Source organism: Kineosporia sp. A_224, assembly GCF_002198655.1.
In the GTDB taxonomy this organism is placed as follows: Bacteria; Actinomycetota; Actinomycetes; order Actinomycetales; family Kineosporiaceae; genus R-H-3.
The window spans coordinates 94,985-112,588 of the sequence record NZ_MWLN01000107.1 but is presented as its reverse complement, the minus strand read 5'-3'; the positions used below and the strand labels follow the sequence as shown (position 1 = coordinate 112,588).

The following is a 17,604-nucleotide window of genomic DNA, read 5'->3' as shown; positions in this document are numbered from 1 at the left end:
TGCCGCGCCCGGTGTACACGATGAAGCCCGTCGCGCCCCGCCCGCAGCCCCGCCCGTGGACCGCCGAACGCGACTTCGCGGACGACCTCGACCTCGACGCCGTGCTCGCCAAGCGGCGCGCCGTCAACGGCTGACGCACCCCTCCTGACGTTCCCGGCGGTGCTCCTCGGCAGGGCCGACACACGCCGGATACCGATTCGGAGCAACGCGTCCGGTCCTGCTAGTCTGCTCAGGCCGCAGGGCAAGGGGCTGTAGCGCAGCTGGTAGCGCACCTCGTTCGCATCGAGGGGGTCAGGGGTTCGAGTCCCCTCAGCTCCACCGAGACATCGTGAAGGGCCCCGGACATGTTTTTCGTCCGGGGCCCTTCACGATGTCTCGATCAAGTTCAGTGACTCGGGAGGAGTCGCGAGGGACGAGCGACGACGGCTCCCCTCAGCTCCACCGACATTGCAGAGGGCCCGGACGCGTTCTTCGTCCGGGCCCTTCGCGATGGCCCGGGTCCGCCCGGCTGCTCGCGGATCCGCTGACGTGGTCGCAGGGGTGGTTGCAGGGGGCTGCACGTCAGGGCGTGCATCGGCCTGCACCCATGGCTGCATCGACCCGGGCCCTGGCGCGTGCGAGGCCCGGCCGTTCGCCTCTGGGGCAAGGGCTCCGACGCGCCTAGCGTGGAGAGCGGGAACCCGTCGCACAGCGAGGGGATGAGGACGATGCGTTCCTGTGCTGCACGTCCACGCCGGGCCGCGATCGCTGCGGCTGTCTCGACCACCGCACTGTTCTGCGCGGCACCGTCCGCGCTCGACGCCCAGGCGCCGCCACCCGCCGCAGCGACCCTCTCCGAGGTCGCGACCTCGGCCGCCGCGGCTCAGGCCGTCGTCGTGGGCGGCCCGGCCGTCCGGCCGGCCTCCGCCGCGATGACCCCCTGGCGCTCGGTCGCCCGGCCGACGGTGCGCCAGGGCTCCCACGGCGCGGCCGTCGTCGCCCTCCAGGACCGCCTCATGACGCTCCACTACGACGTCGGCCCGGTCGACGGCGACTTCGGCAGCAGCACGCTGCACGGGGTCTACGCGTTCCAGAAGGTGCAGGGCCTGCACCTGGACGGCGTCGTCGGCCCGCGGACCTGGGCCGCGCTCGCGACGCCGCGGGTCCCGCAGCCGCGCCACACGCTGACGGCGTCCGCCGTCGAGATCGACCTGACGCACCGGGTCGTCTACCTGACGAAGGACGGCGCGGTGACGCGGATCGTCGACGCCTCACCGGGGAAGGCGAGCACCCCGACGGTCACGGGCGCGTTCACCATCACCCGGCGGATCGACGGCTGGCGGCAGAGCCCGCTCGGGCTGCTCTGGCGGCCGAACTACTTCCACGAGGGCTACGCGCTCCACGGCTCGACGTCCGTGCCGACGTACGCCGCGAGCCACGGCTGCGTGCGGGTGACCGTGCCCGCGATGAACCGGCTCTGGCCGAAACTGTCTGTCGGTGAGCACCTGTGGGTCTACCGCTGACGGCACTCACGCCGTCGCGAGCGACGCGGTGACGAGCAGCTCGACGTCCCGCCACGAGGGCGTGGGTTGCAGGCCCGGCGCAGCGGCCGCGCGCTGGGGGCCGAAGAGGTACTGGTGCCGGACGACGCCACGGATCGCGGCGTGGACCTCGGGATGGTCGTCGACGAAGTGCGTCAGGCCGAGCTCCTCGCAGTGGATGCGCTTGTCCGGGCGGGTACGGCAGAAGCGGACGTGGTCGGGCGCCAGGCCGGTGCGTCCGTAGAAGTCGTGCCCGTCGAGCCAGCGGAGCGTGCGCTGCTGCACGCGTGGGCCGCACTTCGACACGAGCCAGACGCGCCCGTCGAAGGCGGGGACGAGCCGCGCGATCGTCTCGACGGCTCCCGGCATCTCCGGGGTCGCGAGCATGGTGGCCTCGTCGCCGCTGAAGAAGGCGGTGTCGCCGCCCTCCGGGTGGCTCGAGCCGTCGATGACGACCCGACCGATGTCGATCCCGAGGGCCGGGGGGAGGTGATGGGTGATCGTGTCCATGGTTCGACGATGGCGGATGCGCCTCGACAGGGGAACTATTGATCTGTGACGCACCTATAGGCATGGACTATGACTGCGGTAGGGTCCGCACCATGCTCGGCCGGGACCTGCTCGAGGCGGACGCCGTCCGTGCCTTCGAGGTGTTCGCCGAGCACCGGAGCTTCACGGCGGCCGCCGCGGCCCTGCACCTGAGCCAGCCGTCGCTGCACGCGAAGATCGGGCGGCTGCAGACGGCGCTCGGGGTGCCGCTTTACGAACGCCACGGCCGCGGGCTGCGGCTCACGGTGGCCGGCGAACGGCTCGCGGTCTTCGCCCGGGACGCCGGACGGCGGGCGGACGACCTCGTGGCGCAGCTGCACGCAGGCGCGGCACCGATCACGCTCGCCGCCGGGCGAGGGACCTTCCGCTGGGTCGTCTCCGACGGTCTGCGCCGGCTGGGAGCGACCGGCCGGCCGGTCCGGGTCCGTACCGCCGACCGGGAGGCGGCGCTCGGGGCCGTGACGTCCGGGCAGGTCGACGTCGCTGTCGTCGCCCACGACCGGCCGCCCCCGACGCTGGAGAGCCGTCAGGTCGCCGTCTACCCGCAGACCCTCGTCGTCGCCCGACGGCACCCGCTCGCCCGCCGCGAGAGCGTACGGGTCGTCGACCTCGACGGGCTCGCGCTCGTCGTCCCGCCGCCCGAGCGCGTGCACCGGCGCACCCTCGAGCGGGCGCTCGGTGACGCGGGGGTGAGCTGGCAGGTCGCCGCCGAGGTCGACGGGTGGGACCTCCTCGTGCACTTCGCGGCGATCGGGCTCGGCGCCACCGTGGTCAACGGGTGCGTCCAGCCGCCCCGGGGGCTCGTGGCGGTCCCGATCGAGGACCTGCCCGTCGTCCGGTACTGGGCTGCCTGGCGTCCCGAGCGCGGTGCGCTCGCCGAGGACGTCCTGCAGCATCTCGTTCCCGCGCAGGCGACATGAGCGACGACGACGTCGCCGCGAGCCGCTTCCTCGCGTACGTCCTGCGGCATCGCCCGGACGCCGTCGGCCTCACCCTCGCCCAGGGCGGCTGGGTCGACGTCCCCGACCTGCTCGCGGCCCTCGCCGCGCACGGCCGACCGCTCGACCGGGCTCGGCTCGACCGTCTCGTCGCCGGCCCGGGCAAGGTGCGGTTCGAGCTCGTCGACGGTCGGGTCCGTGCGGCGCAGGGCCACAGCGTGCCCGTCGAGCTCGGGCTCCCGCCGCTCGCGCCGCCGGACGTCCTGTGGCACGGGACCGGGGACGGGAGCGTCGAGGCGATCCTCGCCGACGGGCTGGTCCCGGGCCGTCGCACCCAGGTCCATCTGTCGGCCGACCCCGGGACGGCGCGCGACGTCGGGGCCCGGCACGGCCGGCCGGTCGTGCTCAGGGTCGACGCCGCCGGGCTGCACGCGGCCGGCGGGGTCTTCACGTGCGCCACGAACGGGGTCTGGCTCGTCGACCGGGTCCCGGCGAGGTTCCTCAGCAGGATCTGAGCGGGGCGGGCCGCGACGCGCGGCCCGCCCCGGCGTCGTCAGACCGTCAGATCCAGCTCGGCAGCCACATCCGGTCCTGCCAGTCGTTCTTGGAGATGATCGGCGCGGCGTAGATCGGGTAGAACCACGCGAACGCCAGCGCTGCGAGGACGACGACCGCGCCGGCCGCGAGGGTGCCGACGAGGCGCCGCCGCGCTGCGGCGTCCGGCGGCCCGAGCATCAGCCCCAGCACGTACGTCAGGGCGAGCACGACGAACGGCACGAAGGCCACGGCGTAGAACGAGAAGATCGTGCGCTGCTGGTACTGGAACCAGGGCAGGTAGCCGGCGGCGAACCCGGCGAGGATCGCGCCGGCCCGCCAGTCCCGGCCGAGCGCCCAGCGGACGACGAGCACGGCGACCGCGATCGTCGCGCCCCACCAGATGACGGGGTTGCCGAGGGCGAGCACCGTCTGGGCGCACTCCTTGCCGGCGCAGGTCTTGTCCTCGTACCAGTAGTCGACCGGCCGGGCGAGGATCAGCCAGGACCACGGGTTCGACTCGTACGGGTGCGGCGACGTGAGCCCGACATGGAACGTGTACGCCTCGGCGTGGTAGTGCCACAGGCCGCGCAGGGCGTCCGGGACCCAGCCCGCAACCTTCGACGGGTGCTCGGCGCCCCACTGCCGGAAGTACGCGTCGGTGGAGAGGAACCAGCCGGTCCACGTCGCGAGGTAGGCGGCGAAGAACGCGGGGACCATCGTGACGAAGCCGGTGAGCCCGTCGCGCAGGAACGTGCCGGTCAGCCAGTGCCGCACTCCGACGGCGCGGCGGGCGGACAGGTCCCAGGCGACCGTCATGAGGCCGAACACGGCGAGGAAGTACAGCCCGGACCACTTGACGCCGGTGCACAGGCCCAGGCTCACGCCGGCGGCGATCCGCCACCAGCGGATGCCGAGCCCCGGTCCGAAGAGCAGCAGCGAGGCACCGCCCGAGACCCGGTCGGCGAGCCGGGCGCGGGCGACGTCCCGGTCGACGAGCAGGCAGCCGAACGCCGCGAGCGCCCAGAACATGACGAAGAGGTCGAGGATCCCGGTCCGGCTGTGGACGAAGTGCTGGCCGTCCAGCGCCAGCAGCAGGCCGGCCGTCGTCCCGAGGAGCGTCGAGCGGAAGAGCCGGCGCGCGATCCGGGCCAGCATGAGGATCGAGAGCGTGCCGCACAGGGCCACGGAGAAGCGCCAGCCGAACGGGTCGTCCGCCCCGAAGATCCACTCGCCGAACGCGATCATCCACTTGCCGAGCGGCGGGTGGACGACGAAGTCGGCGGCCGTTCCGAAGACGTCGGTGTTGCCGGTGTTCCAGAGCTTGTCCGGCTCCTTGATGTCCGGGTCGTTGACGAGCTCGTAGCCGACGTCGAGGAGGGACTTGGCCTCCTTGACGTAGTACGTCTCGTCGAAGACCAGGCCGGGCGGCCGCTCGAGGTGCCAGAACCGCAGGAAGCCGCCGATCGCCGTGACGATCAGCGGCGCGACCCAGCCCCAGAACCGGTCGGTGAGCCGCACGCCGAGCAGCCGCGCGGCGAGCGCCTGCTGGGCGGCGAGCAGCGGACCCGGTGGGGGCACCGGCGTACCGGGCTCCTCGCTCTGGGTCGGGTCCGGCCTCAGCGTCTGCGGCGGGGACGTCACCCGCGACATCGTAAGCCGCCCGGCGGCGCGTCCCGGGCACGGGCGGAGGAAGATGCCTCGGGTGACCGACACCGCCGGCCCGGGCCGCCTCGTCCTCGCCGCGACGCCGATCGGGGACGTCGACGACGCCCCGCCCCGGCTGCTGCGCCTGCTCGGCACCGCCGACGTCGTCGCCGCCGAGGACACCCGGCGGCTGCGCCGGCTCACCGCGGCGGCCGGCGTCGCGCCGACCGGACGGGTCCTCAGCTACCACGAGCACAACGAGTCGACCCGGACGGCGGAGCTCGTCGCGGCGGCCCTCGGCGGTGCGACCGTGCTCGTCGTCACCGACGCCGGGATGCCGAGCGTCTCGGACCCGGGGCTGCGCGCCGTCCGGGCGGCGGTCGAGGCGGGGGTCGCGGTGACGGCGGTCCCCGGGCCGTCCGCGGTGCTCACGGCGCTCGCCCTGTCCGGCCTCGCGACGGACCGGTTCTGCTTCGAGGGGTTCCTGCCGCGCAAGCCGGGGGAGCGCCGCCGGGCGCTCGCCGCGCTGGCCGCCGAGCCGCGGACGACGATCTACTTCGAGGCCCCGCACCGGCTCGCCGCGATGCTCGCCGACATGGCCGAGGTGTTCGGCGCCGACCGGGCCGCCGCGGTGTGCCGCGAGCTGACGAAGACGTACGAGGAGGTCCTGCGCCGCCCGGTCGGGGAGCTCGCCGCCTGGGCGGCCGCCGGCGAGGTGCTCGGGGAGATCACGGTCGTCGTCGCGGGCGCGGCGCCCGTCGAGGCCGGGCCGGACGACGTGCCCGGGCTCGTCGTCCGGGTGCACGACCTCGTCGCGGCCGGGACGCGGCTCAAGGACGCCGTCGCCCAGGTCGCCGCGGGCAGCGGGGTCGGCAAGCGCGACCTGTACGACGCCGCCGTCCGGACCCCGCGCGCGAGCGTCACGGACGGTGGCCGGCCGACTCCCCCCACGCCAGGCTGATCGGGACCCAGGTCCCTGGGTGACCCTTGACACTGCCGGACGACCGGGCAGGTCGTGCGGCGGACGACGCCCCGGGCGAAGGGTGCGGCGGACCGGGCGAAGGGTGCAGGGGCGATGGGCGGCAGGGCTTCGACGTGCGTGGGCGCACGATGACGACGCTCGCGCCCGCTCCGCGCCCCGGGACCCCCGCCGCGTCCCCCGCCACAACCCGTGCGCGGACCCGGCAGCAGGCCCGCAGGCGCGCCGTCCGGGTCGACCTCCTCCCCGCCCGGCGCCCGGCGCCGGTGCGCCGGGCCGGCGCAGCCGGCCTGCGCGTCGCGGCCTTCCCGCTCGTCGTCCTGGCCGTCCTCGTCGGGGGCGGGTGGCAGGTCGGCCGGTCCGTCGCCGCCGCCCAGCCGCTGACGACAACCGTCACCTCGCCCGCGGTCACCGCCTCGTGGGGCCGGCTCGTCGTCCTCGGTGCGTCGCAGTACGACCGGCCCGCCGCCGCGGCGGCCGGGGACGTCGTCGTGGTCGACGTCGTGGTCCGGCTCGTGCCCACCGGCGGCAGCGGACGGTTCGACCCGGCGTCCGTCGTGCTCCGGCGTCCGGACGGCCGCGAGGTCGCGGCGACCCTCGGCGCGCTGGCCCCGGTGCGGGTGCCCGCCGACGGCTCCGTGGAGGGCCGCCTCGGGTTCGTCACCGCACCCTTCGACGGCACCCCCGTGCTCGTCGTCCGGGACGGCGGCGCCCCCGGGAAGGTCGTGACGCTCCGGCCCGCGCGGCACGCCGGCCCGGCGCCGGTCGACGCCCGGGAGCCCTGGGTCCGGGACCGCTGACCGACGCCGCCGCGGCGCGGCGCATGGGGTCCTCCGAACGGTGGAGCGGTTCCCTCGGTCGTTCGGCGTGACCTGCAGGTTGTCACCGACGGTGACGTGATCGTCCCCCCGGTTCCCGGGCATGGGCACCCCCGCGGACGGCTGCCAGAGACCTAGGTCCCTCCGCCAGGCTCCTCCACCGTGGCCCACGTGTGATCAAGGACGGGGCGTCCTCGAGCACCGGTTCGACGGCCACGCGCAGGGGCTGACTGCGCGACACGGTCCGGGACGTGCCACGTCCCGGGTCGGCTCGCGACCGCCCGCCTGCGGTCCGGGCAGGGGTTTATGACGGACTGCCAGGAAGGCGACCATGACGACGACCCGGGGCCGGCACGCGACGCGCGGCCGACGTGTTCTCTCCGCACGATCCAAGGTCCTGCGGGCCGTCGCCGCGCTCGTCGCGCTGCCGATGGTCGTCACGGGTCTCGTGACGATCGCCGCGCCGGCAGGTGCGGTGGGCACGGTCGCGCCGACGCTCATGGCCGGCAGCAGCTTCCCGCTCTGGTACGCCGACTCGAAGGGTGACCGCGTCGAGCCCTGCCTCGACGCCGCGGACACGACGTGCATCCTGCCCGCCGTCGGTGACGAGCCGGGCTACGACCCGCGCCTGCCGCTCTCGTTCCCCAAGAACTTCCCGACCGAGTTCTTCTACGCCTACGCGGCGTCGAACACGGTGACCACCCCGGGCTGCGGCACGTCGCCGGCCGGCAAGGCGTCCGTCGTCCTGGCGCTCGAGGGGGCGTTCATCAACGGTGACCCGGCCCCGGGCGACCAGATGGTCTTCGGCCGGATCCGGGTCCGCGTCTCCAGCGGCCTGTGCCCGAACACCGACTACGTCTTCAAGCACCCCTTCGGCGAGGAGTCGATCCGCACGAACGACGCGGGCGCCGTCACCGCGGTGCTCGGCACCGAGGACATCGGCTGCGTCCCCACGGCGACGGTCCCGTGCGACTTCCGCGACGCCCTCACGTCGCGGGTCTTCGGCGCCGGCGACGGCTTCCTGCGGTGGACCGCGGACCCGGCCCTCGCACCCGGCTACCTCGGCGACGGCGTCACCCCGCACGCGATCACCGGCGGTACCGCCGGCAACGAGTTCGCCATCCTCGACAGCGCGCGGACGCCGCTCGACGACGGCAGCGGGAACCCGCTGAGCACCAGCCAGTTCACGGTCTCCGGCAAGCTCGCAGGGCCGCTCGTGTCCGACGGCGCCGACTTCGGCGGTGTCGCCGTCGGGACCAGCCAGACCCGCCCCGTCACCGTGACGAACATCGGGACCACGCCGGTGATCATCGCCCCGGGGGCGGCCACGGTGCTCGGCGACCCCGGCTCCCGCTTCGCCGTCGCGCCGTCCGCCGACGGGTCGTGCGTCAGCCCGGACGGCGACGTCACCGTCCCCGTCGACGGGACCTGCACCCTCGACGTCACCTTCAGCCCCGACGACTACCCCGCGGTGTCCGACATCGTCGACCTGGCCTCGACGGGTGGTCTGCGGTCGCCGCTGTCCATCCACGTCAGCGGCACCGGGATCAACGCGGGCGACGCACCGGCGATCGCCCCGGTCGACCCGCTCGCGTTCGGCGACGTCCGGATCCGGGAGGAGAAGTCCCTCACTGCGACGCTGACGAACAACGGCCTGGCCCCGCTGCGGGTCGCCGGCGTCGCGCTCACCGGTGACGGTGCCTCGCAGTACCGGCTCGCGGCGCAGACCTGCACGACCGGCGGGCGCACGATCCCGGTCGGCGGCACCTGCGACGTGACCGTCACGATGCGGCCCTTCTCCCGCGGTGCGCACGCGGCCGTGGTCGAGGTGACGAGCAACGTCGACAGCGGCCTCACGACGATCGACGTCACCGGGAACGCGACCGGTGGCACGGCAGCGGTCTCGGCCACCGAGGACCCGTACGACGGCTTCCCCCACTGGTACCGCGACGAGAACGCCGTCAAGGTCTCGCAGTGCATCGACCCGCAGGACCCGTACTGCGTCGTCCTCCCGGACGGCGGGTACGACCCGGCCGCGCCGCAGGAGTTCCCGGGCAACTTCCCCGGTGAGTTCTTCTACACGGTCGCCGACTCGGAGCCGGTCACGACGCCGGGCTGCGACGGCGGTCCCGAGGGGACGGCGTTCATCCGGTCCGCGGTCGAGGGCACCTTCGTCAACGGCGCCGCGGCGCTCGACGAGCAGATGGTCTTCGGCCGGGTGCGCATCGTCGTCCGCGGCGGGCTGTGCCCGGACACCGACTACACGTTCGTCCACCCCTACGGCACGTCGACGATCAGGACCAACGAGGACGGCTCGATCAAGCCGATCCAGGGCACCGTCGACATCGGCTGCGCCCCGCTGCCGCCCGCGACGTGCGACTTCTCGGAGGCGCTGAGCAGCCCGGTCTTCGGCGGCTTCCTGCGCTGGGACCCGGCGGTGTCCCCGGCGGCGCCGGCCGGCTACCTCGGTGACGCGGTGACCTTCCACCCCGTGGTCGGCGCGCCGTACCTCGACGAGACCGGGAGCCCCGCGAACTACTTCCGGATCCTCGACCCGGCGGACGGCTCCACCCTCGTCCAGAGCGACACCTTCACGGTCATGGGCAAGCTCCGCGGCCCGCTCGAGGTGACGGACGGCGTGGACGCGGCCGGGCACGTGAACCTCGGCGCGGTCGCCATGGCGTCGACGTCCGGCACGGCGCACGTCGTCTACACGAACACGGGCCTGGAGCCGATCGTGATCGGCGCCGACGCCGTGACGATCGGCGGGACGGACGCGGGCGACTTCACGGTGGCCGGTGACTCGTGCACCTCCGCGACGCTCGCGGTCGACGACACCTGCACGGTGGACGTCAGCTTCTCCCCGACGGCCACGGGCAACCGGACGGCGAACCTCCGGGTCGTCCACTCCGGGCTCAACTCGCCCGTCGTCACGGTGCTCGACGGCATCGGCGGCGCCGAGGGCGACACGGCGGCGATCAGCTTCCAGCCGCGGTCCCTCACGTTCGCCCAGCTCGCCGTCAACAGCGCGAGCGCGGCGGCACGGGTGACGATCTCGAACGTCGGCGGCAGCCTGCCGCTGTCGGTCTCGAACCTTGCCATCGGGGTCGCCCCCGACGACTTCACCATCGTCGGTGACACCTGCCGTGGCCTCGACGACGGCGTCGCCCCCGGCGGCACCTGCTGGGTCGACGTCGTCTTCACCCCGACCCGGGCCGGCGCGATCGGCGGCAGCCTCGTCGTCACCGACAACGCCCCGGGCACGACGCACTCCGTCGCGCTCACCGGGACGGCGTCCGCGGCCGGCAAGGGCATGTCCGCGGCCGTGGACCCGAACGGGTTCCCGCGGTTCTACACGGACGAGAACGGCGTCCGGATCGAGCCGTGCCTCGACACCAACGGCAAGTGCGTCGTGCTCCCGGACGCGACGTACAAGGCGAACCAGCCGCTCGTCTTCCCGACGAACTTCCCCGGTGAGTTCTTCTACGCGGTGGCCGACTCCGACGTCGTCGCCCTCGACGGCTGCGGCGGGGCGACCGAACCGGGGACGGCGCTCCTGCGGGTCGCCCTCGAGGGCACGTTCGCGGACGGCTCGCCGAGCTTCAACGACCAGATGACGTTCACCCGCATCCGGTTCACCGCGAACAGCGGCCTGTGCCCGAACGTGCCCTACCAGTGGGTCTCGCCGTACGGCGTCTTCAGCTTCACGACGAACGCCGTCGGCGGGCTGCCGCGCAACGAGGGCACGATCGACATCGGCTGCCCCGCGGTCGTCGGGACGCCCTGCGTCTTCTCCGACGCCCTCGCCAGCCCGGTCCCGGCCGGCTCGCCGGGGGTGGCGGCCGACCGGGTCGCGCCGAACCTGCCGAAGACGCCGATCGACGGCTTCCTCCGGTGGGACCCGAACCAGGGTGCGGCGGCCCCCGCCGGCTACCTCGGTGACGCCACGACGCTGCACAAGGTCGTCGGCGGCACCTACCGGGAGGCCGGGGCCACCGGGCCCACCAACCGGTTCGAGATCCGCGACCTCGCGGACAACACGATCGCCGGGACCGACCTGTTCGCGGTCTCCGGCAAGGTCGCCGGCCCGCTCTACGCCTCGACGGCCGCGGTCGCCTTCGGGCACCAGCCGTCCGGGACGCAGAGCGGCCTCAGGACGGTCACGGTGACCAACGTCGGGCCCGACGCCACGGTGCACGTCGCCAAGACGGGGCTCAACGCCGACCAGTTCCTCCTGGACGGCACCGGGACCTGCGACACCGAGGTGACGGTGACCGACGGGACGTGCACGATCAAGGTCCGGTTCGCCCCCACGGGTGACTCCGGGTCGCGGGGTCCCGCCCGGCTCGTCATCACCGCGGACGGCGACCCGGCCGCCCGGACGGTCGTCGTCGACCTCACCGGTCTGGCGGACCCGCCGCTCGCACCAGCGATCTCGGTGACCCCCGGGATCCTGTCGTTCAGCACCGTCACGGCGCCCGGGACGGCGGACCGCACGACGACGATCACGAACACGGGGACCGCGCCGCTGCACGTCGGGGCGCTCACGGTGACCGGGGCGGCGGCGACCGACTACAGCATCTTCGCGAACACCTGCGTGGCGGACCTCGACCCCGCGGTGCTCGACGCCGCCGGGGCGGTCCTGACCCCGGCCGGCACGTGCACCGTCACCGTGCGGCTCAAGCCGTCGGTGCAGGGCCCGCGGGTCGCGACGCTGACGATCAACCACAACGCCCAGGGCGGCTCGACACTCGTGTCGCTCACCGGGACCGGGCTCGGGTCGCAGTTCAGCCTGTCGCCGAACCCGATCGGGTTCAGCAACGTGTCGATCAACACGACGAAGTCGCAGACGGTGTCGATCAAGAACACCGGCACGCTCGCCGTGCGGCTCACCTCGGCCGTCGTCACCCCGACCAACCCGGCCGCGCCGCCGGCCACGGTCTGGGGGACGACCAACGGGACGTGCATCGGGCAGGTGATCGCGGCCGGTCGCTCGTGCAACATGACGGTGACCTTCCGGCCGTCGGCGAGGATCGGCTACTCCGCGACCCTCGCGGTGTTCGGCGACACCACGTCCTTGCCGCAGTCGATGTCCGTCAGCCTCACCGGTACGGGCAAGTGACGCCCGTGCCCCGGGCGTAGCCACGGCCGGTCGCGGACGAGCCCCCGGACTCCGCGACCGGTCGAAGGCCCGCACCGGGCCCGGCGGACGAGCGCCCCACTCGTCCACCGGGCCCGCGGGCCGGACGTGGCGACGACAGGTCCGCCCTGTGCCTGTCGCAGCCGCACGAGACCCCCGGACCTGCCCCGGTCCGGGGGTCTCGCCGTCCTCACCAGGGCGGGATCGTGCGGGACGACCGGCGGCTTGTATCACGCTGCGTCGATCATGCATACCCCCCAACTTTCGGCACTGCCACCACCACTGCGCGGCTGCCAAGGACCTCGGTCCCTGGACGAAGGTTCGGTGCAGTGGAAAACCACGCCCTCCGCGGGGCGGTCAGGCGTGGTCGATCTGAGGCAGCACAGTGCGTCCCACCGCCAAGGGCTCGGTCGGTGGAGACGGTTCCCGGACCGCGCAGCAGCCGGTCCGGTGGGGCGAAGAAAGCACCGCGGAGGTGCCCGTGTTCAACAACCCGGCAGTAACGGCGACGGCGCGTGCGCGCCGGTCCACCCGGCTGCGTCGCATGGTCGCCACCGCAGTGGCAGTGCCCCTCGCAGTCCTCGGTCTCGTCACCGTCGGCGCCCCGGCCGCGCAGGCGGCCGCGGTGGCACCGGCCACCCAGACCCTGCCCGGCAGCGGGTTCCCCGCCTGGTACGAGGACAACAACGGCAACCGGGTCGAGGCCTGCATCGAGGCCAACGACCCCAACTGCGTCCTGCCCGGTGCGGAGCCGGACTACAACCCGGCCGCGCCGCTGAGCTTCCCGACGAACTACCCGAGCGAGTTCTTCTACGCCTACGCGCAGTCGTCGAACGTCGCGACCCCCGGCTGCGGCACGTCGCCCGCCGGCCGCGTGTTCGTCACGCTGGCGATCGAGGGCGCCTTCATCGGCGGTGCCCCGAAGGCCGGCGACCAGATGACCTTCGGCCGCGTCCGGGTCCGCGCGACGAGCGGCCTCTGCGCGGGGCAGGCGTACACCTTCCAGCACCCGTTCGGCACGGTGACGCTCACCGCCAACGCGGCCGGCGCGATCCCGGTGAACACCCCCGGCGCGACCGTCGACGTCGGCTGCGTCCCGACCACGCTCGTGCCGTGCAACTTCTCGCTCGCCACCGGCTCGCCGGTCATGGGCAGCACCACCGCGGGCTTCCTCAAGTGGGACCCGGCCGTCGGCCCGGCGGCCCCGCCCGGCTACCTCGGTGACGGCGTCACACCGCACGCCATCGTCGGCGCGAACGGCCCCGGCAGCGCGAACAACCTCACCGTCTCCGGCTCCGACGGCGCCGGTGGCGTCTGGACCGGGACGACGAACCTGTTCACCGTGGCCGGCCGGCTCGCCGAGACCGTGGCGAGCCCGAGCCCGCTCGACTTCGGCGGCCAGGCCGTCGGGGTCCGCAGCACCACCCGCACGGTCACCGTGACGAACCTCGGCAAGGCGACGCTGACCATCCCCAACGGTGGCGTGACGATCGCCGGCCCGGCGAACATCTTCCGGCTCAACGGCACGAACGCCTGCAACCGCGCGGTGCTCGTGCGCAACGCGACGTGCACGTTCGGCGTGAACTTCCAGCCGACGCTCCTCGGCCCGTCCACGGCGAACAGCGTCAACGTCGCCTTCACCGGCGGGTCGCGGTCGCCGCTGAACATCCCGCTGCTCGGCACCGGCACGACGGCCGGCGCGCAGCCGGTCGTCACGGCGACGCCGAACCCGCTCGCCTTCGGTGACGTCCGGATCAAGACGACGTCCACCCTGCCGTTCACCGTGACCAACTCGGGGACCGCCCCGCTGGCGGTCTCCTCGGTGGACTTCGACCTCGCGCCGGGGAGCGAGGCGGACCAGTTCCGGGTCGCCTCCACGACATGCACCGGTGTCACCGTCGCCGCCGGCGCCTCCTGCTCGGTCTCGGTGATGTTCGTGCCCACGGCGCCCGGCCCGCACACCGCGACCGTCCTCGTGGCGAGCAACGTCGTGGCCACGCCGACCCGCGTCACCGTGACCGGCAACGCGACGGGCGGCGTCGCCGCGGTCGCGGCGGACAAGCTCCCCGTCGACGAGTTCCCGACCTGGTACCGCGACGAGAACGGGGTCAAGGTCTCGCAGTGCATCGACCCGAACGACCCGTACTGCGTCGTGCTGCCGGACGCGACCTTCACCCGGGGCCAGCCGCTGAGCTTCCTGCCCGCGGCTCCCGGCAAGGCGCTGAACTTCCCGGGTGAGTTCTTCTACACGGTCGCCGACTCCGACCAGCTCACGACCCCCGGCTGCGCAGGGACGGCGCCCGGCAAGGCCGCCTACCGCAGCGCCATCGAGGGCACGTTCGTCAACGGCGACCCCGTCGACACCGAGCAGATGGTGTTCGGCCGCGAGCGGTTCTTCGTGACGAGCGGCCTGTGCCCCAACACGAACTACACCGTGACGAGCCCGTACGGGCGCACGGTCATCCAGTCGAACGCCAAGGGCGGGATCGCGCGCAACGCGTCGACGGTCGACATCGGGTGCGCCCCGGTCGCGCCGGCGCTGTGCGACTTCTCCGAGGCGCTCAGCTCCCCGGTCCTCGGCGGGCTCCTCCGCTGGGACCCGGCCGTCGCGCCGGCCGCCCCGGCGGGCTACATCGGTGACGCGGCCTCGTTCCACAAGGTCGTCGGCGCCCCCTTCAAGGAGGACGGGGTCAACCCGTCCAACTACTTCAAGATCACCGGCCCCGGCCTGCCGGCCGCCGGCCTGCAGACCTCGCAGTTCTCCGTCATGGGCAAGCTCCAGGGCCCGCTCGAGGCGACCGGCGGCGTCAGCGCCGCGGGCAAGCTCGTCCTCGACACCACGGCCGTGGGCAGCGTCTCCCCGGCCAAGACGCTCACGGTGACGAACACCGGTGTGGCCGTCCCGGGCGGGTCCGACGGCCGGGTGACGTTGTCCGGCATCGCCGTCGGTGGTGTCGACGCCGCGGAGTTCGCGGTGGCCGGCGGCACCTGCACCGCGACGACGACCCTGGCGCCCGGTGACACGTGCACCGTGGACGTCACCTTCGCCCCGGTCACGACGGGCGTCCGGGCAGCGACCCTGACGTTCACGAACAACGGGCTCAACAACCCGTTCGTCGTGCCGCTCGAGGGCACCGGCAGCGACCCGACCGGTGCGGCGATCAGCTTCGCCCCGAGGTCGCTGACGTTCGGGCAGCTGGGCATCGGTCGCTCCAGCAGCGCCGAGACGGTGACCATCTCCAACGCCGGCGGGACCGCGAACCTGCTGGTCGGCGGGTTCACGCTCGGTGGGGCGGCGCCCGGCTCCTACGCCTTCACGAACAGCACCTGCGCCGCCCCGGTGGTGCCGGACGCGAGCTGCACCGTCGACGTCGTCTTCTCCCCGACGGCCGGCGGGGCGCAGAACGCCACGCTGTTCGTCACGGACAACGTCGGGGCGGGGCAGCACTCGATCGCCTTGACCGGCAGCGGGTTCGGCGGTGCCAAGTCGGTGTCCGCGAGCGTCGGCAGGTTCGGCTACCCGACCTTCTACCAGGACTCGAACGGGACGCGGCTCGAGCCGTGCCTCGACCCGTCCAACTGCGTGCTCCTCGGGGTCCCGCAGCCCGACCAGCCGCTGGCTCTCCCGGACAACTTCCCGGCCGAGTTCTTCTACGCCTTCGCGACGAGCGACATCCTCTCGATCCCGGGCTGCAACCCCGGCGACCCGGCGGGCAGCGCGTTCCTCGTGTCCGGCCTCGAGGGCTCGTTCGCGACGACGGCCGGGCCGGTGGCCGGTGACCAGACGACCTTCACCCGGTTGCGCCTGGTCGCCAGCGGGCTGTGCCCGAACGTCGGCCCGGATGCTCCGTACACCGCGGTGACGCCGTACGGGACGTTCGCCTTCACGACCGACGCGAACGGCGCCGTCCGGCCGAACGCGCAGACGCAGGACACCGGCTGCGGCGCCGCCCCGTGCGCCTTCGGGGACGCGCTCGCCAGCCCGGGGGCGGTCTTCGTCAACGCGGCGACGCCGATCGAGGGCTTCCTGCGCTGGGACCCGAACGCGGCGACGCCGCCCGCCGGCTACCTCGGCGACGCGACGAGCTTCCAGAAGGTCATCGGCGGTACCTACGTCAAGCCGGGTGCCACGGGCGCGTTCAACGGGTTCGAGATCCAGGACCCGACGACCGCCGTCCTGGCGAGCACCGACCGGTGGCAGGTGGCCGGCAAGATCGCCGGTCCGCTGGCGCCGGACGCGTTCGCGCTCGACTTCGGTGCCGTCGACCAGGGCCAGTCCAGCCCGACGCAGACCGTCGTCGTGACGAACGTCGGCGCGGACACGGCCGGGGTCACGCCGAGCCTCACCGGCACGGGCGCGAGCCAGTTCGCGATCACCGGCGGTACCTGCGCGACCGGTACCGCCGTCGCCCAGGACGCGACCTGCACGGTGGTCGTCCGGTTCAGCCCGACGACCGGGACCGGGCCGCTCGCCGCGACCCTGGCCCTCAAGCCGGCCACGGGCCCGTCCGCGACGGTCTCCCTCACCGGTTTCGCCAACGAGGTGGCCAGGCCGAGCATCACGGTGACGCCCGGCGTCCTGTCCTACGGCACCGTGACGGCACCCGGCCCGTCGTCGCTCTCGACGACGATCACCAACACCGGGACGTCGCCGCTCGACGTCGCCACCACCACGGTGACCTCCGGTGCGAGCGACTACTCGGTCACGGGCGGGACGTGCGGCATCGCGCCGTTCACCGTCGCCGCCGGGGCGAGCTGCACGGTCGCCGTGCGGTTCGTGCCCACGGCGATCGGGGCGCGGACCGGGGCGCTGACCCTGAGCCACAACGCCGTCGGCGGGAGCACCGTGGTCTCGCTGACCGGCACCGGTGCCGGCGCCACGTGGTCCGTGTCGCCGAGCCCGGTCGGGTTCGGCACCGTGAACCGAGGGACGACGAAGACGTCGACCCTCTCGGTGAAGAACTCCGGTACGGCCAACGGCACGATCGTCGCCGCCACCACGGTCGTCAGCGGTCTGCCCTTCGGGGTGGTCGTCAACCCGGCGACGAGCACCTGCTTCAACGGCACGGCGGTCGCCCCGGGGAAGACGTGCGGCATCAGCGTCACGTTCACCCCGACCGCGGTGCAGACCTACAACGGCACGCTGACCATCGACGGCGGAGCGTCCTCCCTGCCCCGCCTGAACGTGGTCACCCTCACCGGTACGGGCAAGTGACCCTGCCCCGTCCCCACCGGTGACACCGGCCGGCCGCTGAGCACCCCCTGGCCCAGCGGCCGGCCGCCCGGCCCGCAGCACGGCCCGCGTCCGGGCGCCCCACCCGGACCCGGTCCCGCGGGCCGAGCACCGGGTCGTCCGCCGGCTCGCCCTACGCCGACGGCAGACCCACGGTGCGCAGACCCCCTGGCCCGCCCCGGCCAGGGGGTCTTGCCGTTCCCACGGTGCTTGCTGTTCGAGCGGCGCCGTCGAGCGGTACCGCCC

At 73.7% G+C, this 17,604-nt stretch carries 9 protein-coding genes and 1 tRNA gene; 8 read left to right on the top strand and 2 right to left on the bottom strand.

All coding sequences use genetic code 11. The annotated features are described in order from the left end of the window. Nucleotides 1-245: 245 nt before the first annotated feature. Both EDJALFJO_RS09120 and EDJALFJO_RS09115 read left to right on the top strand, forming a co-directional pair. Nucleotides 246-318, top strand: a tRNA-Ala gene (locus tag EDJALFJO_RS09120). A 380-nt stretch (nt 319-698) separates the two neighbouring features. Beyond that, nucleotides 699-1,502, top strand: coding sequence for a L,D-transpeptidase family protein (locus tag EDJALFJO_RS09115; protein WP_233149763.1), 804 nt, complete (start codon nt 699-701; stop codon nt 1,500-1,502). Between the two features lie 6 nt (nt 1,503-1,508). On the opposite strand, the gene EDJALFJO_RS09110 is transcribed toward EDJALFJO_RS09115, so the two are convergent. Beyond that, a complete protein-coding gene (locus tag EDJALFJO_RS09110; RefSeq protein WP_088284351.1) occupies nt 1,509-2,030 on the bottom strand; it encodes a hypothetical protein in 522 nt (173 codons plus the stop codon). Between the two features lie 92 nt (nt 2,031-2,122). On the opposite strand from EDJALFJO_RS09110, the gene EDJALFJO_RS09105 reads away from it, so the two are divergent. Both EDJALFJO_RS09105 and EDJALFJO_RS09100 read left to right on the top strand, forming a co-directional pair. After that, nucleotides 2,123-2,989: a LysR family transcriptional regulator gene (locus EDJALFJO_RS09105; RefSeq protein ID WP_088284349.1), complete on the top strand. Its 867-nt coding sequence runs from the start codon at nt 2,123-2,125 to the stop codon at nt 2,987-2,989. Further along, a complete protein-coding gene (locus EDJALFJO_RS09100; RefSeq protein WP_088284347.1) occupies nt 2,986-3,522 on the top strand; it encodes an RNA 2'-phosphotransferase in 537 nt (178 codons plus the stop codon). Before EDJALFJO_RS09105 ends, EDJALFJO_RS09100 begins: the two co-directional genes overlap by 4 nt. A gap of 46 nt (nt 3,523-3,568) precedes the next feature. On the opposite strand, the gene EDJALFJO_RS09095 is transcribed toward EDJALFJO_RS09100, so the two are convergent. After that, nucleotides 3,569-5,194, bottom strand: a complete 1,626-nt coding sequence (locus tag EDJALFJO_RS09095; RefSeq protein WP_088284387.1) for a phospholipid carrier-dependent glycosyltransferase — start codon at nt 5,192-5,194, stop codon at nt 3,569-3,571. Between the two features lie 43 nt (nt 5,195-5,237). On the opposite strand from EDJALFJO_RS09095, the gene rsmI reads away from it, so the two are divergent. The 4 genes from rsmI to EDJALFJO_RS09075 all read left to right on the top strand — a co-directional run bounded on the left by rsmI (nt 5,238) and on the right by EDJALFJO_RS09075 (nt 17,340). After that, entirely contained in the window at nt 5,238-6,149 is a 912-nt protein-coding gene (rsmI, locus tag EDJALFJO_RS09090; protein WP_088284345.1) for a 16S rRNA (cytidine(1402)-2'-O)-methyltransferase, read from the top strand. A 134-nt stretch (nt 6,150-6,283) separates the two neighbouring features. After that, entirely contained in the window at nt 6,284-6,967 is a 684-nt protein-coding gene (locus EDJALFJO_RS09085) for a hypothetical protein (RefSeq protein WP_143448397.1), read from the top strand. Nucleotides 6,968-7,316: 349 nt separating this feature from the next. Further along, nucleotides 7,317-12,107 carry a choice-of-anchor D domain-containing protein gene (locus EDJALFJO_RS09080; protein ID WP_088284341.1) on the top strand — a complete coding sequence of 1,597 codons (4,791 nt, stop codon included), beginning with the start codon at nt 7,317-7,319 and terminating at the stop codon, nt 12,105-12,107. Between the two features lie 583 nt (nt 12,108-12,690). Then, nucleotides 12,691-17,340: a choice-of-anchor D domain-containing protein gene (locus tag EDJALFJO_RS09075; protein WP_158220352.1), complete on the top strand. Its 4,650-nt coding sequence runs from the start codon at nt 12,691-12,693 to the stop codon at nt 17,338-17,340. Nucleotides 17,341-17,604: the final 264 nt, after the last annotated feature.